This is a genomic window from uncultured Aquitalea sp. (assembly GCF_945957525.1).
Taxonomy (GTDB): domain Bacteria; phylum Pseudomonadota; class Gammaproteobacteria; order Burkholderiales; family Chromobacteriaceae; genus Aquitalea.
Genome location: NZ_CAMFLA010000030.1, coordinates 1 through 23,626 on the forward strand (window position 1 = coordinate 1; position 23,626 = coordinate 23,626).

General features: G+C 62.1%; 22 protein-coding genes. 16 read left to right on the plus strand and 6 right to left on the minus strand.

The features are described from left to right. Positions 1-595: 595 nt before the first annotated feature. The gene (gene argJ, locus Q0P52_RS18810) at positions 596-1,813 is read right to left on the minus strand and encodes a bifunctional glutamate N-acetyltransferase/amino-acid acetyltransferase ArgJ (RefSeq protein ID WP_293766219.1); all 1,218 of its coding nucleotides are present in this window, start codon (positions 1,811-1,813) and stop codon (positions 596-598) included. 72 nt (positions 1,814-1,885) lie between these two features. After that, the gene (gene recQ, locus Q0P52_RS18815; protein WP_366062743.1) at positions 1,886-3,679 is read right to left on the minus strand and encodes a DNA helicase RecQ; all 1,794 of its coding nucleotides are present in this window, start codon (positions 3,677-3,679) and stop codon (positions 1,886-1,888) included. A gap of 340 nt (positions 3,680-4,019) precedes the next feature. Here recQ and Q0P52_RS18820 point away from each other — a divergent pair, with 340 nt between their 5' ends. From Q0P52_RS18820 to Q0P52_RS18835, 4 genes are read left to right on the plus strand one after another with little or no spacing between them, the layout of a single operon-like run. Beyond that, complete coding sequence (locus tag Q0P52_RS18820) at positions 4,020-4,502, plus strand: surface-adhesin E family protein (RefSeq protein WP_293766218.1); 483 nt, start codon at positions 4,020-4,022, stop codon at positions 4,500-4,502. A gap of 60 nt (positions 4,503-4,562) precedes the next feature. After that, positions 4,563-5,327: a ParA family protein gene (locus Q0P52_RS18825; protein WP_366062754.1), complete on the plus strand. Its 765-nt coding sequence runs from the start codon at positions 4,563-4,565 to the stop codon at positions 5,325-5,327. Positions 5,328-5,351: 24 nt separating this feature from the next. Further along, positions 5,352-7,961 (plus strand): ATP-binding protein, encoded by a 2,610-nt coding sequence (locus tag Q0P52_RS18830; RefSeq protein WP_293766216.1) that lies wholly within the window; start codon positions 5,352-5,354, stop codon positions 7,959-7,961. Then, positions 7,936-8,823 carry a response regulator gene (locus tag Q0P52_RS18835; RefSeq protein WP_293766215.1) on the plus strand — a complete coding sequence of 296 codons (888 nt, stop codon included), beginning with the start codon at positions 7,936-7,938 and terminating at the stop codon, positions 8,821-8,823. The genes Q0P52_RS18830 and Q0P52_RS18835 overlap by 26 nt, the downstream gene beginning before the upstream one ends. A 56-nt stretch (positions 8,824-8,879) precedes the next feature. Here the strand turns inward: Q0P52_RS18835 and Q0P52_RS18840 are convergent, their stop codons facing one another. Continuing rightward, a complete protein-coding gene (locus Q0P52_RS18840) occupies positions 8,880-11,162 on the minus strand; it encodes a DNA internalization-related competence protein ComEC/Rec2 (RefSeq protein WP_293766214.1) in 2,283 nt (760 codons plus the stop codon). A 115-nt stretch (positions 11,163-11,277) separates the two neighbouring features. On the opposite strand from Q0P52_RS18840, the gene Q0P52_RS18845 reads away from it, so the two are divergent. The 3 genes from Q0P52_RS18845 to Q0P52_RS18855 all read left to right on the plus strand — a co-directional run bounded on the left by Q0P52_RS18845 (position 11,278) and on the right by Q0P52_RS18855 (position 13,117). Then, the gene (locus Q0P52_RS18845; RefSeq protein WP_293766213.1) at positions 11,278-12,063 is read left to right on the plus strand and encodes a class I SAM-dependent methyltransferase; all 786 of its coding nucleotides are present in this window, start codon (positions 11,278-11,280) and stop codon (positions 12,061-12,063) included. Positions 12,064-12,130: 67 nt separating this feature from the next. Beyond that, the gene (locus Q0P52_RS18850; protein WP_293766212.1) at positions 12,131-12,880 is read left to right on the plus strand and encodes an MgtC/SapB family protein; all 750 of its coding nucleotides are present in this window, start codon (positions 12,131-12,133) and stop codon (positions 12,878-12,880) included. 21 nt (positions 12,881-12,901) lie between these two features. Then, positions 12,902-13,117: a SlyX family protein gene (locus Q0P52_RS18855; RefSeq protein ID WP_293766211.1), complete on the plus strand. Its 216-nt coding sequence runs from the start codon at positions 12,902-12,904 to the stop codon at positions 13,115-13,117. A gap of 65 nt (positions 13,118-13,182) precedes the next feature. On the opposite strand, the gene Q0P52_RS18860 is transcribed toward Q0P52_RS18855, so the two are convergent. Further along, positions 13,183-13,764 carry a GNAT family N-acetyltransferase gene (locus Q0P52_RS18860; RefSeq protein WP_293766210.1) on the minus strand — a complete coding sequence of 194 codons (582 nt, stop codon included), beginning with the start codon at positions 13,762-13,764 and terminating at the stop codon, positions 13,183-13,185. Next, positions 13,761-14,678 carry a DMT family transporter gene (locus Q0P52_RS18865; RefSeq protein WP_293766209.1) on the minus strand — a complete coding sequence of 306 codons (918 nt, stop codon included), beginning with the start codon at positions 14,676-14,678 and terminating at the stop codon, positions 13,761-13,763. Before Q0P52_RS18865 ends, Q0P52_RS18860 begins: the two co-directional genes overlap by 4 nt. Positions 14,679-14,807: 129 nt before the next feature. On the opposite strand from Q0P52_RS18865, the gene dapC reads away from it, so the two are divergent. The 9 genes from dapC to Q0P52_RS18910 all read left to right on the plus strand — a co-directional run bounded on the left by dapC (position 14,808) and on the right by Q0P52_RS18910 (position 21,459). Continuing rightward, a complete protein-coding gene (gene dapC, locus Q0P52_RS18870) occupies positions 14,808-15,995 on the plus strand; it encodes a succinyldiaminopimelate transaminase (protein WP_293813831.1) in 1,188 nt (395 codons plus the stop codon). A gap of 150 nt (positions 15,996-16,145) precedes the next feature. After that, positions 16,146-16,967 (plus strand): 2,3,4,5-tetrahydropyridine-2,6-dicarboxylate N-succinyltransferase, encoded by an 822-nt coding sequence (dapD, locus tag Q0P52_RS18875; RefSeq protein WP_293766220.1) that lies wholly within the window; start codon positions 16,146-16,148, stop codon positions 16,965-16,967. A 303-nt stretch (positions 16,968-17,270) separates the two neighbouring features. Then, on the plus strand, positions 17,271-18,089 hold the full coding sequence (locus Q0P52_RS18880; RefSeq protein WP_293766207.1) for an ABC transporter ATP-binding protein: 819 nt from the start codon (positions 17,271-17,273) through the stop codon (positions 18,087-18,089). Further along, positions 18,082-18,867 (plus strand): lipid asymmetry maintenance ABC transporter permease subunit MlaE, encoded by a 786-nt coding sequence (gene mlaE / locus Q0P52_RS18885; RefSeq protein WP_293766206.1) that lies wholly within the window; start codon positions 18,082-18,084, stop codon positions 18,865-18,867. Before Q0P52_RS18880 ends, mlaE begins: the two co-directional genes overlap by 8 nt. 10 nt (positions 18,868-18,877) lie before the next feature. Next, complete coding sequence (gene mlaD / locus Q0P52_RS18890; RefSeq protein WP_293766205.1) at positions 18,878-19,366, plus strand: outer membrane lipid asymmetry maintenance protein MlaD; 489 nt, start codon at positions 18,878-18,880, stop codon at positions 19,364-19,366. A gap of 36 nt (positions 19,367-19,402) precedes the next feature. Further along, positions 19,403-20,023 (plus strand): ABC transporter substrate-binding protein, encoded by a 621-nt coding sequence (locus tag Q0P52_RS18895; RefSeq protein WP_293766204.1) that lies wholly within the window; start codon positions 19,403-19,405, stop codon positions 20,021-20,023. Between the two features lie 2 nt (positions 20,024-20,025). Then, complete coding sequence (locus Q0P52_RS18900) at positions 20,026-20,319, plus strand: STAS domain-containing protein (protein ID WP_293766203.1); 294 nt, start codon at positions 20,026-20,028, stop codon at positions 20,317-20,319. Beyond that, on the plus strand, positions 20,319-21,155 hold the full coding sequence (locus Q0P52_RS18905) for a VacJ family lipoprotein (RefSeq protein WP_293766202.1): 837 nt from the start codon (positions 20,319-20,321) through the stop codon (positions 21,153-21,155). Before Q0P52_RS18900 ends, Q0P52_RS18905 begins: the two co-directional genes overlap by 1 nt. 142 nt (positions 21,156-21,297) lie before the next feature. Continuing rightward, entirely contained in the window at positions 21,298-21,459 is a 162-nt protein-coding gene (locus Q0P52_RS18910; protein ID WP_293766201.1) for a hypothetical protein, read from the plus strand. 89 nt (positions 21,460-21,548) lie between these two features. Here the strand turns inward: Q0P52_RS18910 and Q0P52_RS18915 are convergent, their stop codons facing one another. Beyond that, positions 21,549-23,531 (minus strand): methyl-accepting chemotaxis protein, encoded by a 1,983-nt coding sequence (locus tag Q0P52_RS18915; protein ID WP_293766200.1) that lies wholly within the window; start codon positions 23,529-23,531, stop codon positions 21,549-21,551. Between the last annotated feature and the right edge of the window lie 95 nt (positions 23,532-23,626).

Here is a 23,626-nt window from a genome sequence, read left to right on the forward strand (position 1 = left end):
GGAGGCGAACTATACCTCCCGCCCCAACCTCCGTCAACAGGTATTTTGAGAAAAAGCGACTCGCCCCCGCCCGCCTCAACCCAAACCCTTGATCCGCAACGGTTTCGTTTTAACCGGCCCGTCATGATTCTTCGATCCGCCAGCGCGTGGACCTTGTTGGGCGGGCTATGAGGGGCAGCTTTGCCTGGGGATGGGCGATGGAAACGGGGGAATTCCCCGTCTCGGGAGGGGGAAACCCGCGAAACCTGGCTGCCGATGGCGGAAGCCGCCCCTGACGGGCGGAAGACACCCTTCGGCCAACCTTGGGCCGGGCTCTGTATGGGAGCTTATATATAGACAGGCGGCATGAGCGGCTGAGGAGAGACGGCCGGATAAGGGACACGCAGGATAAGGAACACACAACAGGTCGGGCGCAAGATGTCACCCCGCACGCCCTCCGCACCAATCAGGCATTGCGCATGCGCGCCAACACCCACCTTCGGCAAACCGCAAAACAAAAGCCCCTCTTACGAGGGGCTTGGGGTCGGGCGCATCGGGCATGAGGCCTGGCGTCGGCCCGGTTCTCTATATTAGAGAGGATCAAAAGGGATGCAACTCAGCTGCGGTAGTCCGCGTTGATTTTGACGTACTCGTAGGAGAAATCGCAGGTCCAGACGGTAGCTTGCGCCGCACCGCGACCCAGCACCACGCGGACGGTGATTTCACTCTGACTCATCACGCGCTGACCGTCTTCTTCCTGATAGTCGGGATTGCGGCCGCCGTTGCAGGCCACCAGCACATCATCCAGATACAGTGAAAGACGATCCACATCCAGATCGTTAACACCGGCATAACCGATGGCGCACAGCAGGCGACCCAGATTCGGGTCGGAGGCGAAGAAGGCGGTTTTGACCAGCGGGGAACGCGCAATGGCATAAGCCACGTCCTTGCACTCAGCGATGGAACGGCCGCCTTCCACTTTGACGGTGATGAACTTGGTGGCGCCTTCGCCGTCGCGCACGATGGCTTGCGCCAGCTCGGTGGCCACGTCCACCAGCGCAGCCTTGAGAATGGCGTAGGCCGGGTGGCTGACCGCATCAATGCGCGGCGCCGCGCTCTTGCCGGTGGAGATCAGGATGAAGCTGTCGTTGGTGGACGTGTCGCCGTCAACGGAGATGCAGTTGAAAGAGAGGTCGGCCACTTCCTTGACCAACTGCTCCAGCACGGGGCGGATGACCGGCGCGTCGGTAGCGACGAAGCCTAGCATGGTGGCCATATTCGGGTGAATCATGCCGGCGCCCTTGGCGATGCCGGTGATCTTTACCGGATGACCATCGATCTCCAGCGTACGGCTGGCCGCCTTTGGGGCCGTATCCGTGGTCATGATGGCTTCGGCGGCTTCAGCCCAGTTGGCCTGACGACGGGTGGGCAATGCACTGATGATTTTGTCGGACGGCAGCGGTTCGAGAATCACGCCCGTGGAAAACGGCAGGATTTGTTCAAGCTCGCAGTCCAGCTCGCTGGCCAGCGACTGACACACCGACAGCGCGCGGGCGCGGCCGTCTTCGCCTGTGCCGGCATTGGCGTTGCCGGTATTGACCACCAGCGCGCGGATCTGCACGCCGGCATCCAGATGTTTTTTGCTGATCTGCACCGGCGCGGCGCAGAAGCGGTTCTGGGTGAACACGCCGGCAACGGTGTTGCCCTTGTCGATGCGCACCACCAGCACATCCTTGCGGCCCGGCTTCTTGATGCCGGCTTCGGCCACATTGAGTTCGATGCCGTCAATGACGGCGAGCTGATCCGCCGCGGCGGGAGTGAGGTTGACTGCCATGATGAATTCTCCATTGCCGGCGCGACTTCGCGCGCCTTCCATACCTATTGTCAAGGGGCGATTGTAGCGGATTCAGCCCGGCTGGCCATTGAGGATTTCCAGCAATGGCTCGCTGTAGCGCGCCAGCTTAAGTTCGCCCAAGCCGTATACGCGACTCAACTCCGCCCGGGTTTGCGGGCGTTTTTCCACCAGATCGCGCAGCGTGCGATCGGAAAACACCGCGTAAGCCGGGACGTTGTGCTCGTCCGCCATTTGCCGGCGCCATTGGCGCAGCGCTTGCCAGAGTCGCTCTTCGCGCTCGGTGCGCAACCAGCGGTCGGTGTTGACGCTGCGCGCCTTGCTGTCTTCCGCCACCGGCCTCAGATAGATTTTCTGCTCGCCTTTCAGCAATGCGCGGCAGCCCTCGGTCAGCACCAGCGACTGGCCGCGGGCGATGTCCACTTGCAACAGTTTGCGCGCCACCAGCTGGCGGATCAGCGAGCGCCAGGCGCGCTGATTAAAATCCCGCCCGATGCCGAAGGTGCTGACCTTGTCGTGCCCCAGGCCCAGTACGTATTGATTGCTGCGGCCCAGCAACACATCCACCACATGGTTGGCCGAACAGCGCTGACCAACGCGGTAAATGCAGGACAGCAGCTTTTGCACCGGCAAGCTGGCGTCAAAGGTGATGGGCGGGCTCAGGCAGTTGTCGCAATGGCCACAGGGTTTGCTGGCCTCGCCGAAATGGGACAGGATTTGCTGACGACGGCAGGCGGCCGTTTCGCAAAAGGCCAGCATGGCGTCCAGCTTGCTCAGTTCAACCTGCTTTTGCAGCTCCGCCATTTCCGAACCCTGAATCATCTGGGTCAATTGCACCACGTCATTCAGGCCATAGCACAGCCAGCTTGAGGCCGGTAGCCCGTCTCGCCCCGCGCGGCCGGACTCCTGATAGAAATTTTCCGGGCTTTTGGGCATGTCGATATGCGCGACGAAGCGCACATCCGGTTTGTCGATGCCCATGCCGAAGGCTACCGTAGCCACCATCACAATGCCTTCTTCGCGCAGGAATTCGCGCTGATTGGCCTCGCGCACCTCATGCGACAGGCCCGCGTGATACGGCAGGGCGCGAAGACCGTTTTCCTTCAGCCACTCGGCCGTGTCCTCAACCCGTTTGCGCGAGAGGCAGTACACGATGCCGGAAGCGCCGGGGTATTCATTATTGATGAACTCCAGCAACTGGCGCTTGGCGTTGTGCTTTTCCACCACCTGATAAAACAGATTGGGTCGATCAAAGCTGGAGAGAAACACCCGGGCTTCGGCCAACCTCAGGTAGTGCAGAATGTCTTCCCGTGTTTGCGGATCGGCCGTGGCGGTGAGTGCCACCCGCGGTACCCCGGGGAATTCATCGGCCAGCAAGCCCAGCTGCTGATACTCGGGACGGAAATCGTGCCCCCACTGACTGACGCAATGCGCCTCGTCAATGGCAAACAGGGCGATGTTCAGCGTACGCAGGAAATCCTGAAACCGCGGCGTGAGCAAGCGCTCGGGCGCCACATACAGCAGATCCAGCGTGCCGGCGCGCGCGCGCCGGGCAATGTCGCGGGCATCGTCAGGTTGGGTGGCGGAGTTCAAGCAGGCGGCGGCAACGCCCAGTTCGGTCAGCGCCGCCACTTGATCCTGCATCAGAGCAATCAGCGGCGACACCACGATGGCCACACCGGGTCGCATCAGCGCCGGAATCTGGAAACACAAACTCTTGCCGCCGCCCGTGGGCATCAACACCAGCGCGTGGCCGCCATGGGCGACATGCTCGACGATCTCCCCTTGCTGCCCGCGAAAAGCCGGATAGCCGAAGATGTGACTCAATAGGGAATGGGCGTCCTGCATGATGATGTGACCAACGGCGGGCGCTGGCTTTGACTCGTGAAGTAAGGAAACAAGCGGGCTATTGTACGGCAAAGCGCGGAGGGACAAAAAAAGAGGCCGCCCTGTAAAGGAGCGGCCGAGTCAAGTTGGATGGAGACAATGTGAAACGAAGAGGAAAATGCTCTCGCCTGATGACAGACCGGCACGCCATCCGGATAGTTCCGCGCGGGCGGAAATTTCTTCGCCATGCGCCCCTGAAACTCGGCCATCGTCACGGCCTCCAAGATAAAATCCGCCGGGCGGCATTTTCTCCCCATGCCGGGGTATGCGACACTGGCGACATTGTTTTGGAGATGGTTTCATGCGCAATATTCTTATCGCGCTGGTCTCGGCCAGCGTTCTGCTTGCCGGCTGCGCCAGCCAACCGGCCACCCCCCCGATCAGCACCGGCAAACCGGCGACCCAAGCGCCTTCGCAGCAAGCCAACGCCGACTGGATCAATCTGGGCGTTTCGCCCAACGGCAATATCCTCAATGAGCTGGACAAACTGTCCATCCGCCAGCAGGGCAACACCGTCACGTTCCGCGACCGCAAGACCATATTCAACGTGAAGAAGGAAAACTTCCTGTCCACGCCGCGTCACAAGGTATCGGTAAACTCTTGGTCGATGGACTGCGCAGCCCGCACTTTCCGTCTGACCGGCATGGTGTTGTTTGATGAAAACGGCCGCCAGATCGCCAGCTTCACATATAATGACAGCCAGATAAAACCCATGCCCATCGTGCAGAACTCAGCCAGCTATCAGCAGATGCTGCAAGTTTGCCGGGGCAGCGTGGGCATCTAGGCCTTCGGCCAACCTTTGGGGCTGGCGCTCCGATTCCGCAGAGGGAAAGCAATGCAGGTGATCCGCCGTGTAGTGTTCAATCAGAAAGGTGGCGTCGGCAAATCCACCATCGCCGCCAATCTGGCGGCCGTGGCGGCCAGCCGCGGCAAGCGCGTGCTGTTGATCGACCTCGACCCGCAAGGCAACGCCAGCCACTATCTGAGCGGTCAGACCCGGGCACCCGAGGGGCGCTCGGCAATGGATTTTTTCAACCAGATGCTCAACATCAGCATGTTCAGCAAGGACACCACGGACTTTGTCAGCGACACACCCTTCCCCGGCCTGTCGTTGCTGGCGTCCCACCCTGAACTGGGCGAGCTGATGGCCAAGCTGGAAACCCGCTACAAGATGTTCAAACTGCGCGAGGCGCTGGAACAGCTGGGCGACCACTACGACGAAATCTGGATCGACACCCCGCCAGCGCTGAATTTTTACACCCGCTCGGCACTGATTGCCGCCGACCGCTGCCTGATTCCCTTCGACTGCGACGCTTTTTCTCGCCAGGCCCTCTACAATTTGATGGCCAGCGTTGAGGAAATCCGTGCCGACCACAACGCCGAGCTGGCGGTGGAAGGCATTGTGGTCAACCAGTTCCAGCCGCGCGCCAGTCTGCCGGCCCGACTGGTGGCGGAGTTGAAAGCAGAAGGTTTGCCGGTACTGGACCCGCCCTTGTCCAGCTCCGTGAAGATCCGCGAATCCCATGACGCGGCCAAACCGATGATCCACCTCGATCCGCGGCACAAACTGTCCCTGGAATTCGTCGCCCTGTATGAAAAGCTGGCCTGAAGCCGGCGGGAAAAAATGTCGAGCTTGAGTCGTTTCACCTCCGTCCTCATCGGCGCACTGCTGTCCATCGCCCTGCTGTCGGCCGAATACTGGCTGCTGCTGGACGACGACCGCAGCCACGAGCAGCAGAAAGAGCGTCATTGGGGCGAGCTCGGCAGCGAGTTGCTGGCCAACAGACTGCAGGAAATGCTGGACCGCACCGACCTCTTGGCGCAAAGCATCATCCGCCAGCGCCACACCACGGGCAACGCGCCCAACCTGACCGAACTGGCCCAGGGCGTGCTGCGCGACGAAAGCCGCTTCGGCGGCATCGGCATCATCCGCAAAATCACGCCGGAACAGCGCAGCGCCTTTGAAAGCGGTATCGCCAACAGCATCCGCCTGCTGAAAGACCGTCATCTGGTCACCAGCCCCAGCCTGCCCATGTACTACCCGGTGGAAAGCTATTTGCCGGACGATGGCAACGCCCTGCCCCAGGGGCTGGACCTTGGCAGCCTGGACAATGCCCGCCGCAAAATGGATCAGGCGCGCAACCGCAACCAGCCGATGCTGATGTTCACCATCCTGCCGGGGGCCGCCCTGCCCCGGATGGACATCATCGCCAATCTGAACGACGACGGCCGCATGCTGCTGATCAATCTGCGCAGCGACTTGCTGTTGCAGGGCAGCGCCGCCGCCACGCAAGATTCGCCCAATCCGCTGCAACACGTGCGCCTGCTGGGCTGGAGCCAGGACAATCCGAATGTGGCGGTGCTGGATTCGCATCCCCTGCAGGCGGCTCCATCGGGCATGCCGCTGATGACCATGCGCCGCACTATCGGCGGCGCCGATCTGCTGTTCGCCGCCTATCCGCTGGATGACACCTCCCCTGCACTGAGCAATCAGGGCTATGTGATTCTTGGCGTCACCGCGCTGGCGCTGCTGCTGCTGCTTACCCTGCTGCAAAAACAGATCGCGTCCGGCGGCGGCCTGCGTCTGTTGCTGAGAAAACAGCAGCAACAGCTGGAAATGAACAACCGCGCGCTGCGCGACCAGATCACCGATCGGGCCAATTCCGAGCAGGCATTGGCGGAAAGCGAAGCGCGCCAGCGCGCCATCTTGCAGGCCAGCTCCGACGCTATTGTGCTGATCAACCGCAATGGACTGATCACGCAAGTGAACCCCGCCGCCGCCAAGCTGATTGGCCAGACGGCCGAATCCATTGAACACTTGCCGGTAGGTTCGCTGCTGGCCGAACTCTACAGCCTGACACCGGGCCTGAATTTTGAAGCCATCGCCAACAAGCGCGCCGGCCGCCCCTTTGAAGCGCACTTGCTGCGCAGCGACAACATCCAGATGCCGGTCGAGTTGTCGCTGAGCCGGGTGGACATGCCGGACGACTCCTTCTACGTGGCCGTCTGTCGCGACATCACTCAGCGCAAGGAGCAGGAAGCGGCGCTGATCCGCCTGAAAAACAGCTTGGCCGAGCAGGTGGAGGTACAAAGTCGCCAATTGTCCGCGCTACTGGAAGCCAGCCCGATGGCGATGGCCTACATCGTCGACCGCACTCTGCGTCAGGTAAACCGCGCCTTCCTCGACCTTTTCGAACGCACGGAAGAAGAAGTCATCGGCCAGAGCACATTGCCCTACTTTGAAAGCAAGGAGCAGTACGAACGCACTGGTCGCGCGCTGTACAGCCTGCTCAACGACGGCAAGGTAGTGCAGACCGAGGTGCGGCTGCGCACCGGACACGGCAAATACATGTGGTGTCGGCTGTTCGGCAGAGCGGTCAACCCCTCCGTTCCGAAGCTGGGCACCATCTGGATCTACCAGGACTTCTCCGCCCAGCGCGAAATGGAAGACGCACTGCGCCAGGCCAAGATACTGGCCGAAGAAACCAGCCGGGCGAAGACAGAATTTCTCGCCAACATGTCGCACGAACTGCGCACCCCGATGCACGCCATCCTCGGCTTCACCGAGATGGGCCAGTCGCGCGCGCGCCAATTGCAGGACGAGAAACTCGACCAGTACTTCGACCGAATCAACAGCAGCGGCAACCGTTTGCTGCAACTGCTGAACGATCTGCTGGATCTGGCCAAGATGGAAGTGGGCAAGATGGATTACCACATCGCCCCCAATGATCTCACGCAGTGCCTGCGCGACGCCTGCGACGAAATGACGCCGGTGGCCGCTCGCAGCCAGATCAAGATTTACCTCTATTGCACCCCGGAGCAACTTACCGCCGATATCGACGCCTTCCGACTGGGTCAGGTGATCCGCAATCTGCTCTCCAACGCCATCAAGTTCAGCCCGCCCGGAGAAGTGATTCGCGTGACGGCCCGCCTGCAGCAGCGCGCCGACAGCCCGGGCGAAGAGGTGCTGATCAGCGTAGAAGACGCCGGCCCCGGTATCCCTGCCGATGAGATTGAAAGCATTTTCGGCAAATTCATCCAGAGCAGCACCACCAAAACCGGCGCCGGCGGCACCGGGCTTGGTCTGGCCATCTGCCGCGAAATCATCCAGGCGCATCAGGGCGCCATCCAGGCTGAGAATATTTCGCCGAGAGGCGCCGCCTTTACCGCCACCTTCCCGCGCAGGCAAGATCGGGTAAATCAGGAAGACTCAGGCCATGACGCACAAGCTGCTGCTCGTTGACGACGAGCCCTTCAACCTGGAGTTGATGACCGAACTGCTGGAAGACGCCGGTTATCAGACCCTGCAGGCCGAAAACGGCGAGCAGGCCTGGCAGATTCTGCAAGAGCAGGGCCATTCGCTCTCCGCCGTGCTGCTGGACAAGATGATGCCCGGCCTCAGTGGCTTCGACGTGCTCAAACGCATGAAAGCCACGCCGGATCTGGATTTCCTGCCGGTGATCCTGCAAACCGCCATCAGCAGCCCCGCCAGCGTCCAGGAAGGCATGGAGGCCGGCGCTTTCTACTACCTCACCAAACCGTTTTCCCGCGACATGCTGTTGGCCGTGGTGGAGGCCGCGCTCAGTCACTGGCTGCGACATCAGGCCTTCCGCGAAATCGCCAAACAGCAGCTGGATGCGCTGAATCACCTGCAAAAGGCAGAATTCAGACTGCGCACCCACAAGGAAGCGCAAACCGTCACAGCGCTGCTGGCGCGCACCGCGCCGCAGCCGGAGCGGGCAGCCACCGGGCTGTTCGAACTGCTGGTCAATGCCATCGAACACGGCAATCTGGCCATTCCCTACCAGGAAAAGACCCATCTGCAAGGCGAAGGGTTATGGGAAGAGGAGCTGGAGCGCCGCCTGAGCGACCCGGTGTTGGGTCTGCGCGCGGTCAGCGTCAGTTTCGAACGCCAATTGCACGCGCTGTCTTTTGTGATTGAGGACATGGGCGACGGCTTTGACTGGCGACAGTATCTGGAAAACGAGACCGCCTCCATGTTGTCCAGCCACGGCAGGGGCATCCTGATTGCCCGCAAGCTATCGTTCGACTGGATGGAATACCGCGGCAAGGGCAATATCGTCGCAGCCGGCATCGCGTTGTGAGCGGCGTTTGCCGCTTGAGACCTCCCCCGCCCTAACACTGAGCTGATTGTGTCGTTTCAAGCTCCGCACTCGCCCTGCGGACGCCAGTAGCGCCTATTGCGCGAACGATGGCAGTCAAACCACACCTGAGCCCCCACCTCCATCTCCAGCATGCCGTCCTGATCAGTACGCAAGACAGTGATCCCTCTGTCGGCCAACCTGGCCATCACCGTCGGATGCGGGTGCCGATAGCGGTTGCGGTAGCCGGCGCTGATCACCGCCAGTTCGGGCTTGACCGTATCCAGCCAGAGCCCTGAGGTAGATGTCCGGCTGCCATGATGCCCCGCAACAAGCACCGTGCTGCGCAAGGCATCGCCATAACGCGTCGCCAGCCGCTGCTCTACAGAAGACGGCGCATCACCGGTCAGCAGCAGCGCATGGCGCAGCCCAGCCACTCGCAACACGCAGCTGTGATCGTTGTCCTCCGCGGAACCCAGACCATCCGGCGGCGACAACACATCAAAGCGCACGCCATCCCAAACCCAGCTCATACCCTGACGGCAATCCTCGCCTTGCAAGCCGTAATCCTCCAGCGAAGCCCGTTGCCCGGCGAGAATACGTACGGGCGGACTCTCCGCCACCAGACTCTGCGCCGCGCCGTCGTGATCGTTGTCGTGATGCGACAACACCAGCATATCCAGCCGCTCGGCTCCCAACCCACGCAATTGCGGCAGTACCCACAGACCAGCATCGCCAATACCGGTATCAAACAGCAGGGTGTGCCGCCCGGTTTGCACCAATACCGACAACCCCTGCCCCACATCCAGCACCGTAGCGCGAAAAGCGCCATGCGGCGGCCTTTCCGGGGCATACAACAGCATGGGCATGAACATGCCCGCTCCCAACAACCGCACCGGCATGCCCCGCGGGGCAATCAACAGCAAGCTGCCGACAAATGCCAGCGCCGCCAATGGCCAGGGCGGCGCTGGCAGGCTCAGCATCGGCCCTTCGGCAAACCTTGCTGTCCAGTGGTAAAACATGCCGGCCAGCCAGCCGGCAGCGTGCATCAGCCCATCCCAGGGCAACACCACCGCCAACAGGCACAAGGGCGTCAGCGCAAAAGACACCAGCGGAATGGCCCATAGATTGGCCAGCGGCGTTATCAGCGGATAACGACCAAACCACCAGATCAAGGGCAGCACGCCGCACAATGTGGCCGCCCACTGCCCGGCAAAAGCCGAGCGCCACCACGGCAGGCGACCGCGCCGCGCCATGCCGGACGCGATCAACGCCGCCACCAGCCCGAAGGACAGCCACAAGCCCGGCGTCAGAACGGCAAACGGGTCCGCCGCCAGCACGGCGGCCAGGGCCATCCACCACAGATGAAAACCGCTCCAGTGCCGCCGCCAGGCATACATCAGCAGCATCACCGCCAGCATGCCTAGCGTGCGTTGCGTCGGTACGGACAAGCCGGCCATCGCCGCATAAAAACTGGCCGCCGCCAGGCTGACCATGGCTACCACCATACGCGGCGGCAAGCGGCGACTGGGCCAGCGACGTTGCCACAGCCGGGCCAGCGCCGCGAACACGCCCGCTACCATGCTGATGTGCAAACCGCTGATGGACACCAGATGCGTCAGCCCCGTATCCGCCAGCCAGCGCCACTCCTGCCGCCCGATGCGCGATTGCGCACCCACGGTCAGGCCCGCCACCAGACCGGCTTCCGGCGTATCGCCCAACACCGTCTCGATGCGCGCCACGGCCTGCTCCCGCCAACGATCGATCTGCGCCAACGGGGCATGGCTCTTGCCCAGCGGCAGCGCCTGACCACTTGCGCTGCCGGTCGCCAAGACACCCTCCGACCACAGCCATTGTTCGGCGTCAAAGCCATAACGGTTGGCCGGCGCGTGCGGACGGCGCAAACGCGCGCCCATTTTCCAACGGCTGCCCGCAGGCCACGACTGCTGCGTCTCGCCCTTGCGCGCATAGACGGTGACGATGATGCGCTTCGGCAAACGTAGGCCCGGGGTCAGCGTGCGCTCCACCTCCAGCGTGAGGCGGGTGCCGTAGTCCTGAACAGACGGCAAACCGCGCACCACGGCGACAAAACGCACTGGCACTTGCTCCCAGGCCTCCGGCAGGCTGTCCGCCAGTCGCCATTGCGCCCGCCAGTCTGCCCAGGCAAGGCCGAGCAACAGCGCGGACAGCAACACCAGCGTCTGCCGACGCCAGCCCGTCGCCGCGCAAACGGCTGAAAGCCGCGCCAACAGCCACAAACCGCACAAGGTCCAGGGCGAGGGGAGTTCGGGCAGCATGGCGCACAGGCCAATGCCCAGCACAAAAGCGATGAGTAAGGTCATCCCCCCTTATGCCCGCCACCCGCCGGGCGATTCAATGACCGGAAAGACAGGGAGCCCGCTTGTCCCGAGCGCGTCCATGCCGTATCGTCGCGGGCAAACGCCAACAGGAACCGTCATGTCCGCTACACCGCTTTACTGTGCCGAATCAGCACGTCGCGACTACGCCGCACGTCTTGCCGAGCGCTTCAACCTGCCGCTGCTGACCCGTCGCCCCGTCGAGGGCTATTGGCTGGAGTTAGGGCCGGCACGGCTGGAGCTACTGACCACGGGCAAGCATGGCGCGGTGTATGCGGAGTTTGTCGAAGGCGCAGCCAAGCACCGCCGCGAACAAGGCGGCGGCCGCGGCCAGCCGGTGGCCAAGGCCGTGGGTTTGAAGGGTGCGAAAGATGTGCCCGCCGTTGTGGACGCTACTGCGGGTCTGGGCCGTGACAGCTTTGTTCTGGCCACGCTGGGTTGCAACGTCACCATGGTGGAACGCTCGCCGGTGGCGGCCGCTCTGCTGGCCGACGCGCTGGACCGCGCCGGCAGCCACCCGGACACCCATGACATCGCCGCGCGCATGCGACTGGTGCACGCCAACGCAATCGACTGGCTGGCCAGCCTGGCCGATGCGGACAAACCGGATGTGGTGTTTGTCGATCCGATGTTTCCGGATACCGACAAAAAAAGCGCTGCCGCCAAAAAGGACATGCAGGCGTTTCAACAGGTGATCGGCGACGACATGGACAGCGCCGCCCTGCTGACGGCCGCCATTGCCGCCGCGCGAACGCGGGTGGTGGTGAAACGCCCACGGCTGGGCGCGCCGATAGCGGGAGTCAAACCCTCCGCCATCCTGGACGGCAAGTCCACCCGTTTCGATCTCTACGTGATCAAGGCGCTGCGGCCGGCCGGGTCCGACTGACCGCTGGCAGGCTTTCGGCTATGCTTGTAGCTCCGCGTGACAGAACAATGACAACTGCGCCAAGCCCATGAATCTCACCTTTGCTGATCTCATCCAGCTGTACTGGTCCACGCCCAAGTGGGAAGTCAATCTGCTCATCGCCTGCAATATGCTGGGCGGCCTGCTCCTGGGTTGCCTGCTGGGCTATGAACGCTGGTTCAACGGCCGCGCCGCCGGCATGCGCACCTATGGTCTGGTGTCCATGGCCTCCACCGCCGCCATCAGCATCATTGGCTACTCGGGGTTCTGGTATGGCGGCCTGCATCCGGACGTGATGCATGGCGACATGACCCGGGTAGCGCAAGGCGTGCTGACCGGAGTGGGTTTTCTCGGTGCCGGCATGATCATGAAAGAAGGTCTCTCCATCAGCGGCCTCACCTCCGCCGCCTCGGTGTGGATGTCCTCCGTCATCGGCATTCTGGTGGGCGTGGGCTTTTACGCCGCGGCCATCATCGTCACCCTGCTATGCATTGCCACCATGCTGGCCATCAACTGGATGGAGCAGGTATTGCCGCGCCGCTTCAGCCTGTTTCTCACCTTGCGCTTCAAACCCCATCAAAACTGGACGGTCGAGAACCTCAAAACCAGTCTGGAGCAGTTCGGCGTACTGATGCACGAGGACAGCATCACCATCCGCGCCGGACAAGACAGCACGGAATGGAGCTTTCTGGTGTCCGCGCAAAACCGCCATGTCCTGGTGAATGTGGTGGACCTGTCGCGCAAGATCATGAAGATCGAACACATCGAAGAGTTCTCCGCCCAGCCGGCGCGCAACTGAGCGCCGCGTTACAATAGCCCCATGAACAGTGAACAACGCCTCGACGAGCTGGAAGTGAAGCTCGCCTTCCAGGACGATCTTCTGGAAGCCCTCAACGCCACCGTGGCCCGCCAGCAGCAGGAGATCGACCTGCTGCAACAGCAACTGCGCGTACTCTACAACCAGTTCCGCGCCAGCCAGCCGGACGGTCAGGGCAGCGGGCATTCGCTGCGCGACGAGATCCCGCCTCATTACTGATCTTTCCGCCTGAACAAGCGACAAGGCCGGGCAATGCCCGGCCTTGTCGCTTTTGCGCTTTGCGGCTAGCCGCTCTGGCGCCGCTTGCGCGACACCTGCGCCTCAATGTTTTTGCGCGCGATCAGCAAACCCTGCCCGGCCGGCCTGGCGGGCTGGGCGGCCTCGCCAAGCCACTTGTACATCACCAGGCAATCTACCAGGCCCAGCGCCGAATGACGGTACGCCTTCGGCAAACGTCCCACCTCGGCAAAGCCCAGTTTTTGCCACAACGCCACTGCCGTGGTGTTGCTGCTCACCACGCTGTTGAACTGCATGGCGAGAAAGCCGCGCTCGCGCGCCCGCGCTTGCGAATGCTCGCACAAGGCGCTGGCGACGCCCTTGCCGCGCGCGGCCGGGTCCACCATATAACCGCAATTGCACACATGACCGCCCGGTCCCGCCGCATTCGGCTTGAGAAAATAGCTGCCCAGCAAACGGCCATCCTCTTCGGCCAACCAGGTTTCCAGTGGCAGATCGCACCACAGCGCGCGCGCTTGCTCCGGCGTCATCGCCGGATCGTAAGCATAAGTTTCCTGCGCCGACACAATGGCGGCGAACACCGGCCAGAAGGCAGCGAAATCGGCGTGAGTCATGCGGCGGATGTTCATGGTGTCTCCAGGTTGGCCGAAGGGCGTGGTTCCGGTTTGCGGGTCATGCCGCCGGACAGCAGGCTGGCGCCGGCAATCAGCGCGCCGCCCAGCCACTCGCTGGCAGTCATGGTTTCGTGGGCCAGCAGCCAGGCGGACAGCGCCGCAAACACCAGCTCCATCAACATCAGTGTCATGGTTTGCGTTGCCGGCAACTGGCTGACACCGTGTTGGGAAATCACGCTGGTGGCCAGCAAGGTGCAACCCAGAATCCCCAGCAGCAGCCAGCCTTGCGGCGTAATGGTCAACAAACGGGGCAGGCTGTCGTGCAACCACAGACTGGTAAAGCCCATGCTGGCCACGCCCACCCAGATGGTGGCGGACTTCACCGGCACCGGCAGGCCCTTGGCCCCGCGGCTCAAGACATTGCCCAGCGCAAAGGCCACCCCGCCGGACAAGGCCAGCCACTCGTAGCGCTGACTGAGCATGGCTGCGCCATCCAGCGCGCCGGGCCGATAAAGAATGACCATGCAGCCCGCCAGCGACAAGACCACCACCAGCCAGCCCTGCCGGGTCAACCGTTCCTTGAGCAACAGCCAGGCGAACAACACCGACCACAAGGGCGACAGATAAAACAACAGCAACACCCGCATCACCAGCCCCTCGGACACGGCCCAGGTGTAGCTGAAATTGCACCAGCCAAACAGGAAAGCCAGCGGCAACAATACCGGCTGGAAACGGAACTGCCGGCGAAACACATCGCGGAATACCGCCACGCCCAGCGTTGCCGCCACCAGATACACCACCAAAGAAGTCATGGGAATGCTAACGCCGCGCTCATTGAGCGCGCGAAAGGGGAACCACATCAGGCCCCACACCAGCGCCGTGACCAGAATGCAGGCCACCGCCAGAAGCTTTTGTTTTACAAGAGGCATGCCGATTTTTTAATATGTCCGATCTTGTGGATGCTGCGGCGCAGTGTCCACCCGAATTTTCCGCCAGAGACAGGCCGCTCCCACTAGCCGGACGGCCCCATACAAGACAAAGCAAAGAGAGACGCCTGCGTGAATCCCCAACTGGCCAGCCTGCAACCTTATCCGTTCCAGCGCCTGCGACAACTGATGGCCGGCGCCGTGCCGCCAGCCGGCAAGACCCACATCAATTTGTCCATTGGCGAACCCAAGCACCCGACGCCGGACGTCATCAAGGACGCACTGACCGCCAACCTCGGCGGCCTGGCCAGTTATCCGGCCACGCTGGGCAGCCCGGAGCTGCGCCAGGCTTGCGCGGCCTGGATGCAGCGCCGCTACGGCCTCGCCATGGATGCGGATAAGCAGATCCTGCCGGTCAACGGCAGCCGCGAAGCGCTGTTCGCCTTTGTGCAAACACTGGTCGATGCCAGCGGCGAGCAGCGCCCGGTGGTGATTTCGCCCAATCCGTTTTACCAGATTTACGAAGGCGCGGCACTGCTGGCGGGGGCTGAACCCTACTACGTCAACTGCCTGTCCGACAAGCGTTTCCAGCCAGACTGGCAAAGCGTGCCGGAAGCCATCTGGCAACGCACGCAGGTGGTGTTTGTCTGCAGTCCGGGCAACCCCACCGGCGCGGTGATGTCGCTGGCCGACTGGAAAAACCTGTTCGAACTGTCCGACCGCCACGGCTTTGTCATCGCCAGCGATGAATGCTATTCGGAGATCCACTTCGGCCAAGCACCGCTGGGCGGACTGGAAGCGGCGGCGCAACTCGGACGCGGCTTTGAGCGCATCGTGATGTTCACCAGCCTGTCCAAGCGCTCCAACGCGCCGGGCATGCGCTCCGGCTTTGTGGCCGGCGACGCCGCGTTGCTGGAAAAATTCCTGCTGTACCGCACTTACCAGGGCGGCGCCATGAGCCCCACCATCCAGGCTGCCAGCGCGGCCGCCTGGAATGACGAAGCGCATGTGGAAGCCAACCGCGCCGCCTACATTGCCAAATTCGACGCAGTCACCGACCGCCTGGCCGCCGTTCTGGAGCTTGCCCGCCCGGATGCCAGTTTCTACCTGTGGGCCCGCGTGCCGGGCGGCGACGACGCCGCCTTTGCCCGCCGTCTGTTCGAGGAAGAACACATCACCGTGCTGCCCGGCTCTTATCTGGCGCGCGACGCGCACGGCGTGAACCCGGGGCGCGGCTTCATCCGTATCGCGCTGGTGGCAACGCTGGCAGAATGCACGGAAGCGACCGATCGCATCATTCGATTCATGCAGAACAACTAAGCGCCGCCAACAACACCTCTCAGAAGCCCTGAACCAAAGCGCGCCGACGCAGGTCCAGGGGTTTTGTGAGCGGGTCCAAAGCCGCACGCTGACCTACCTACCGGACAAAACATGACTGTATCCATTCACATCGCCAAAGGACTCCATCACATGCATCCGATCCAGACTCTGATTGAAGAAGCCTTCGAAAAGCGCGCTGAAATCACCCCGGCCACCGTCTCCGCCGAACTGAAGGCCGCCATCGGCCAGGTCATCGCCGAACTGGACAGCGGCCGCCTGCGCGTCGCCGAAAAAACCGACGGCGACTGGGTCGTCAATCAATGGGTGAAGAAAGCCGTGCTGCTGTCGTTCCGCATTCGCGACAACGCCCTGTCCGACGACGGCGTCAGCCGCTATTTCGACAAGGTGGACACCAAGTTCCACGACTGGAACGAAACCCACTTCCGCGAAGCCGGCTTCCGCGTGGTGCCGGGCGCCGTGGCGCGCAAGGGCAGCTATGTCGCCAAGAACACCGTGCTGATGCCCTCCTACGTCAACATCGGCGCCTATGTCGATGAAGGCACCATGGTGGACACCTGGGCCACCGTCGGCTCTTGCGCCCAGATCGGCAAGAACGTACACCTGTCCGGCGGCGTAGGCATCGGCGGCGTGCTGGAGCCGCTGCAGGCCGGCCCCACCATCATTGAAGACAACTGCTTCATCGGCGCGCGTTCCGAAGTCGTGGAAGGCGTGATTGTGGGCGAAGGCTCCGTCATCTCCATGGGCGTCTACATCGGCCAATCCACCAAGATCTACGATCGCGAAACTGGCGAAGTCAGCTACGGTCGCATCCCGCCGGGCTCGGTGGTGGTCTCCGGCAACCTGCCGGCCAAGGACGGCAGCCACAGCCTGTACTGCGCCGTCATTGTGAAGAAGGTGGATGCGCAAACGCGCAGCAAAACCAGCATCAACGATCTGCTGCGCGGCGTTTAAGCCCCGGCCGCACGCGCAAGGCCCGGCATTGCCGGGTCTTGTTGTTTGTACGGATAGCGCCATTTTCAAGAATGCTTCACCATCATGTTGTTAAACTGTTTTAAGTCGCCCCGCCCGCTCCGGCCTGCGTGATATGGTTTTAACAACATCTTTCCGCTTTTGACGTTTACATTCGGAAACCATCGGGATTTGTCGCTGGTCCTAACTAGCCGATAAAATTCCAGCACGCCGACAGGCTGGCCTGCGCGCCGCTGTCGACGACGGGTTTCATCGCCCGTTCTTTTTCCATCAGCCGGAAACCCTGTGTCCTCTGATCATTTCATTGAATTCCAGGACGTGAGCTTCGCCTATGGCGACCGCCCCATCCTGAAAAACATCAACCTCGCCATCCCGCGCGGCCAGCTTGTGGCCATCATGGGCGGCAGCGGCAGCGGCAAGACCACCATGCTGCGCCTCATCTCGGGTCAGATCCGCCCGAGCCGGGGCAAGGTGCTGGTGGGTGGTCGCGATGTGGCCGCCATGAGCCATGCCGAACTGTTCGAGCATCGCCGCCGCATGGGCATGCTGTTCCAGTTTGGCGCGCTGTTCACCGACCTGTCGGTGGAAGACAACGTGGCCTTTCCGCTGCGCGAGCACACCCGTTTGCCGGACAGCATGATCCGGGATCTGGTGGTGATGAAGCTGTCCGCTGTCGGTCTGCGCGGCACCCAGACACTGATGCCCGCCGAACTGTCCGGCGGCATGGCCCGCCGCGTGGCGCTGGCCCGCGCCATTGCGCTGGACCCGCAACTGATGCTGTACGACGAGCCCTTCACCGGGCTGGACCCGATCTCGCTGGGCGTGATCGCTCATTTGGTCAAGAAACTGAACGACGCGCTGGGCACCACCGCCGTCATGGTGACGCACGACGTGCACAAGTCGCTGGATATCGTCGACCACGTCTACTTTGTCTCCAATGGCGAAATCGTCGCCGAAGGCAGCGCGGAAGAAGTGCGCGCCTCCACCTCTCCCTGGGTGCATCAGTTTGTCTGGGGCGAAGCCGACGGCCCAGTGCATTTCGCCTACCCCGCCGGCAGTACGCTGGAAGAGGATCTTGGTCTGAAAGGAGGCCGGCATGCTTGATTCCCTGCTCTCCCCGATCCGCAATCTGGGCCACATGACCGTCAACGCTGTCTGGCGGCTGGGTTTCATCACCCGCTTCCTGCTGGCTATCCTGCGTTACTCCGGCCAGAGCCTGCTGCGCTTCAGCCTGACCATCCGCGAAATCTACTTCGCCGGCGTGCTGTCGCTCATCATCATCGTGGTGTCCGGCCTCTTCGTCGGCATGGTGCTCGGCCTGCAGGGTTACAACACCTTGTCCCGCTTCGGCTCGGCCGACGCATTGGGCGCGCTGGTGGCGCTGTCCCTGCTGCGCGAATTGGGCCCGGTGCTGGCCGCGCTGTTGTTCGCCAGCCGCGCCGGCAGCGCCATGACGGCGGAAATCGGCCTGATGAAAGCCACGGAACAGCTGGACGCCATGAGCGTGATGGCGGTCAACCCCATTGCCCGCGTGGTGGCCCCGCGCTTCTGGGCCGGCGTGATCTCCATGCCCATCCTGGCCGCGCTGTTCAACGTCATGGGCATCTTCGGCGGCTATCTGGTTGGCGTGGTGATGATCGGTCTGGACAACGGCACCTTCTGGTCGCAGATGCAAAACAATGTCGATCTGCATTACGACGTGATCAACGGCCTGATCAAGAGCCTGTGCTTCGGCGTCGTGGTCACCCTTATCGCCGTCTTCGAAGGCTACGATGCCACGCCCACGGCGGCGGGCGTCTCCTCCGCCACCACACGCACGGTGGTGACTTCGGCTCTGGTAATCCTGGCGGTGGACTTCGTCCTCACCGCCTTCATGTTCTAGGAAACGTTGAATGAAACGCTCTACTATTGATTTGTGGGTTGGCATTTTCGTGGCCATCGGCCTTGCCGCCGTGGTGTTCCTGTCCCTGAAGGTGGCCAATCTCACTCCGCAAAGCGCCGACCAGACCTACACCCTCTACGCCGATTTCGACAATATCGGCGGCCTGAAGGTGAAAGCGCCGGTGAAGCAGGCCGGCGTGGTGGTGGGTCGCGTGGCCGGCATCGAGCTGGACAGCAAAACCTACCGCGCCCGCGTAACGCTCAGCATGGACAAGAAGTTCACCTTCAGCCGCGACGTGAGCGCCGAGATTCTCACCTCCGGCCTGTTGGGCGAGCAGTACATCGGCCTGATGCAGGGCGGCGACCCGGACGAGCTGAAACCGGGCGAGCACATCACGCTGACCTCCTCGGCGCTGGTACTGGAGCAGCTGATCGGCAAGTTCATGACCAGCTTCGCTGAAAAAGGCAGTAGCGGCCACGATGCCTCCGCCGCGCAGTAACTCTTTAAGACCACTTTTCGATTGAAGAACAAGACCATGAAAAAATTCCTCGCTTGCTTCTGTGTTCTGCTGGGCCTCAGCGCCCCCGTTTTCGCCGCCGCCGACAATCCGGTGGACCTGGTGCGCGACGCATCCCGCCAGATTCTGGACACCATCAAGAAAGAAAACGGCAAGAACACTGCACAGATCCGCCAACAGGTGGAGTCCATCGCCGTACCCCAGTTCGACTTCCAACGCATGACAGCGCTGGCCGTCGGCATGGGCTGGCGTCAGGCTTCGCCGACCCAGCAAGGCCAGCTGGCCCAGCAATTCCAAACCCTGCTGGTACGCACCTACTCCTCCACCATGACCCGCTTCAAGAATGCGCAAATCGACGTCAGCCCGAATGCCGTCATGGGCAACAGCGGCCGCGAAGCCACCGTCAAGACCCAGGTTTCCCTGCCCGGTGCCAACGACAAGGGCCCGGTAGCCGTTGACTACACCCTGTACAAAACTGCTCAAGGCTGGAAGGTATTCAATGTCAGCGTGGAAGGCGCCAGCCTGGTTACGGTCTACCGCAACCAGTTCACTCAGGAAATCAGCAAGAGCGGCGTGGACGGCCTGATCAAGATGCTGCAGGACAAGAACGCTGCCCCGGCTGCGGCCAGCAAGGGTTGATCATGTTCGAGGAAACCGCTCCGGGCGCCGGTCGCCTGACCGGCAAACTGGATATGAACAGCAGCGGCGCGCTGCTGCAGACACTCACGCGCCGCGCCGCCTCCGGACCGCTGCGACTGGATATCTCCGGCATCGACGAGGCCGACTCCGCCGCCATCGCGCTGCTACTGGCCAGCCAGCGCGCAGCGCAGGCCGCCGGCCACGCACTGACACTGGAAGGTTGGCCGAAGAACCTGCGCAGCCTGGTTGAGCTGTACGCACTGGACGGGCTGCTCGGCCTGTCGGGAGAACATTGATGAAACGGACGCGTCTTTCCCTTTGCGCGCCCCTGCTGGCGGTCAGTCTGCTGGCCGGCTGCGCCAGTGCGCCGCCCAGCTCCCCGCACGACCCTTACGAGTCGTTCAACCGCTCAATGTACAACTTCAACGACAAGGCTGACCGCTGGGTGGTCAAGCCTGCTGCTGAAGGCTATCGCGCGGTAACGCCGCAACCGTTCCGCTCGGCGGTGGGCAACTTCTTCGACAACATCAAGGATGTCTACAGCGCCGGCAGCAATCTGTTGCGCTGGGAACCGGAGAAGGCACTGAACGACACCATGCGGGTGATGATCAACTCCACCTTCGGCTTGTTCGGCCTGATCGACATCGCCACCCCGGCCGGCCTGAAGAACAACAAGAATGGACTTGGCGACACCTTCGCCACCTGGGGCTGGAAAGACAGCAATTATCTGGTGCTGCCTTTCTTTGGACCCAGCACGGTGCGGGATGGAACGGGCTTTGGCCTGTCCTTGTTCACCAACGGGCCGGAACGTCTCGTGTACCACAACACGCCGGAGGCAGTGGCGTTCTATAGCCTGTACGGCGTCAATACCCGTTCGCGCTTTATAGACCTGGGGCTGGACGAATCGCTGGGCACCGCCGCCATTGATCCTTACACCTATATGCGCGACGGTTACCTGCAGCTGCGGGCGAAGCAGTTGGGTTTGCCCAACCCCACCCAACAGGACGACGTAAACATCGATGATCTGGTCAGCGCGCCTGCTGCTGCGCCCGTGAAAGATGCCTCCGCGCCGGCAGCCGCATCGGCCCCGGCCGCAGCCGCACCGACGGTAGACGCCTCGGCCGCGCAATAAGACTCGCACTACCCTAGCGACAAGGCCGCCTCTGGCGGCCTTGTCGCATTTCCGCATGCCACATACTCGCCTTTGATCTGGCGCAAATCCAACCCCACCTTTTATATTAGAATTTGCTTAATTAAATGACAGGAGCCGTATCATGGAAGACATCCGCGTATCGCAAGAAGTGCTGGAATACCTGACCCGCTGCATGCGTCATGCCGTATCCAACGGCCAGTACCTGACACCGCAACTGCTGGAAGAAGCCATTGAAGACTTCGCCGCCGAACATCCGCAACAAAACGTGGCTATCCTCCACTGAGCCCCGCCCAGTGCAATAGCCGCCAAGGCGGCAAGTCATAAAATGAAAAGGGCGACAACGTCGCCCTTTGTGTTTTCCTTCGGCCAATCTTACAGCTTGAAGCGGCCAATCAGCCTTTCCAGCTCATCGCCCAGGGTTTTCAGGCACTCGGTGGCGTCATGCGCCTGCGCCACCGACTCATCAGTCCGTTGCAACATATTGTGAATGCTCTCGATATGTTGGGCGATCTCCTGACTGGCGGTGGACTGCTCTGCCGTCGCCACAGCGATATCTCCCACGGTACGCACCACCTGCTGCGTGTTGTCGGTAATCAGCGAGATGGAATCCGCCGCCGCGCGCGCCAGCCTCACCCCCGAGTCCACCTGCGCCAGCGCGCCATCCATGCTGCCGGAAGCGCGGCCGGTTTCCTGCTGGATGCTAGAGATCATGCCGCCGATTTCAAGCGTGGCCTGCGCCGTGCGTTCGGCCAACTTGCGCACCTCGTCGGCTACCACCGCAAACCCCCTGCCCTGTTCGCCCGCGCGCGCCGCCTCAATGGCCGCATTCAAGGCCAGCAGATTGGTCTGGTCGGCAATATCGCGAATCACATTGACGATGCTGCTGATATCCGCCGAGCGCGTTTGCAAAGAGGCCATCACATCGGACAGGGCGCGCACCGTGGCGGCAATCTGCCCGATTTCCGCCGCCGTGGAATGTACGCTGCCCGCCACCTGACGCGACAACTCGCCCGCCTCCTGCGCCAGTCCTTCGGCAGAGCGAGTGGAGTCGGCAATATGGCTGATGCTGACCGACAGCTGCTCCACACTGGCGGCCGTGGCGTTGGCCGCCTCGGACTGCTGGGCCGAACTACTGCGGATATGGCGGATATCGCCGGCCAGGCCACGCACCGATGACGACAAATCGTCGGCATGGCCTTTAACATCCACCATCATGTCGTGCAACAGGCCGGTAAAGCGGTTGAAGGCGGCGGCAGCCTGGCCGATTTCATCCTTGCCGTTGCCCTGCAACTGGCGAGTCAAATCGCCGGTACCATCGGACAATTCGCTCATCGCGCGCTGCAGACGACTTAGCGGACGCAAACTCAGGCTGATCCCCATGCCCATCAACAGCATGATGAGCGCCAGAATGGCGGCGCTGATAATGATGGATTGCCATAGTGCCGCTTTGGCCGGCGCCAGCGCGGCCTCCAGCGGAATGCTGATGCGCACGGCCCAAGGCGCGGCGATGGCGCCAACAGTGACCGGCATCACGAAGTGGCGGTTGCCGTCGCCGGTTTCATACTGGTAGGGCTGACCCTTCAGGATGGCTTCCTTGGCCTCTGCCGGCAAAGCGTTATCTGGCTTGCCTATCAGCGCCTTGTCCGGACCGCCCAACAACACCGCCTTGTTGGAGTACAAGCTCATGAAACCGCTGTCGTAGGGTTTGATCTTGGCAGCCAGCTCCTGCAAGTGGCCCAGCGCCAGATCAACACCCGTCACCCCTATCGCCTTGCCGTCCGCCAGCAAGGGGATGGACAGCGTGCCCATCAGAATCTTGATGTCCGGATCGACATAAGGCTCGGTCAGCATCGGCTTGCCGCTGGCCTTGGGCGTTTTGTAGTAGTCGCTGTCGTCTACCCCCTCAGCACCCCACACTACATCCACCTTGCCGCCCTTGGTAAACCAGTAAACGCCGGCGCGACCCGTTTTGTCGTTATGCTCAGAACCGGCCAACTCCTTGTCCTTGCCATCCAGCGCATCCGGCTCCCAGATCACCCAGTAGCCCACGGCATCAGGATTGTGCGGCAGCTGGCGCTTGGTCATCTCGGAAATCAGCGCGCGCGGATTGGCTTGCTGGCCTTGCCTCACAGCCATTGCATCTTCGGACAGGGCCTGCACGGTATTGAAAGAAGACTCCAGCAAGCGCTGCACATTGCCAGCCTCGCGCTGCGCCAGCAATTCGGCGCTGCCAAGCGCCGCCTGGCGCGCTTGCTGGTAATTGCTGTAACTGTTGGCCCCGATGAGCAGGGAGAATCCCACGAATATCAGCGCAGCGCTGCCGGCCAGCATCTTGCTGCGGATGGTTGTCAGCATATTGAACCCGTTTTGTTTATCTGTTTTGCGATGCGGTCGCTCCGTCTTGCACATGGGCAAGACACGCCACTTCCCCTTTTATGATCATAGATAAA

What these genes read in the sequence shown, in the direction of transcription:
- argJ (WP_293766219.1), bottom strand. Translation starts at nt 1,813, where the DNA reads ATGGCAGTCAACCTCACTCCCGCCGCGGCGGATCAGCTCGCCGTCATT.
- recQ (WP_366062743.1), bottom strand. Translation starts at nt 3,679, where the DNA reads ATGCAGGACGCCCATTCCCTATTGAGTCACATCTTCGGCTATCCGGCT.
- Q0P52_RS18820 (WP_293766218.1), top strand. Translation starts at nt 4,020, where the DNA reads ATGCGCAATATTCTTATCGCGCTGGTCTCGGCCAGCGTTCTGCTTGCC.
- Q0P52_RS18835 (WP_293766215.1), top strand. Translation starts at nt 7,936, where the DNA reads ATGACGCACAAGCTGCTGCTCGTTGACGACGAGCCCTTCAACCTGGAG.
- Q0P52_RS18840 (WP_293766214.1), bottom strand. Translation starts at nt 11,162, where the DNA reads ATGACCTTACTCATCGCTTTTGTGCTGGGCATTGGCCTGTGCGCCATG.
- Q0P52_RS18845 (WP_293766213.1), top strand. Translation starts at nt 11,278, where the DNA reads ATGTCCGCTACACCGCTTTACTGTGCCGAATCAGCACGTCGCGACTAC.
- Q0P52_RS18850 (WP_293766212.1), top strand. Translation starts at nt 12,131, where the DNA reads ATGAATCTCACCTTTGCTGATCTCATCCAGCTGTACTGGTCCACGCCC.
- Q0P52_RS18855 (WP_293766211.1), top strand. Translation starts at nt 12,902, where the DNA reads ATGAACAGTGAACAACGCCTCGACGAGCTGGAAGTGAAGCTCGCCTTC.
- Q0P52_RS18860 (WP_293766210.1), bottom strand. Translation starts at nt 13,764, where the DNA reads ATGAACATCCGCCGCATGACTCACGCCGATTTCGCTGCCTTCTGGCCG.
- Q0P52_RS18865 (WP_293766209.1), bottom strand. Translation starts at nt 14,678, where the DNA reads ATGCCTCTTGTAAAACAAAAGCTTCTGGCGGTGGCCTGCATTCTGGTC.
- dapD (WP_293766220.1), top strand. Translation starts at nt 16,146, where the DNA reads ATGCATCCGATCCAGACTCTGATTGAAGAAGCCTTCGAAAAGCGCGCT.
- mlaE (WP_293766206.1), top strand. Translation starts at nt 18,082, where the DNA reads ATGCTTGATTCCCTGCTCTCCCCGATCCGCAATCTGGGCCACATGACC.
- mlaD (WP_293766205.1), top strand. Translation starts at nt 18,878, where the DNA reads ATGAAACGCTCTACTATTGATTTGTGGGTTGGCATTTTCGTGGCCATC.
- Q0P52_RS18895 (WP_293766204.1), top strand. Translation starts at nt 19,403, where the DNA reads ATGAAAAAATTCCTCGCTTGCTTCTGTGTTCTGCTGGGCCTCAGCGCC.
- Q0P52_RS18900 (WP_293766203.1), top strand. Translation starts at nt 20,026, where the DNA reads ATGTTCGAGGAAACCGCTCCGGGCGCCGGTCGCCTGACCGGCAAACTG.
- Q0P52_RS18905 (WP_293766202.1), top strand. Translation starts at nt 20,319, where the DNA reads ATGAAACGGACGCGTCTTTCCCTTTGCGCGCCCCTGCTGGCGGTCAGT.
- Q0P52_RS18910 (WP_293766201.1), top strand. Translation starts at nt 21,298, where the DNA reads ATGGAAGACATCCGCGTATCGCAAGAAGTGCTGGAATACCTGACCCGC.
- Q0P52_RS18915 (WP_293766200.1), bottom strand. Translation starts at nt 23,531, where the DNA reads ATGCTGACAACCATCCGCAGCAAGATGCTGGCCGGCAGCGCTGCGCTG.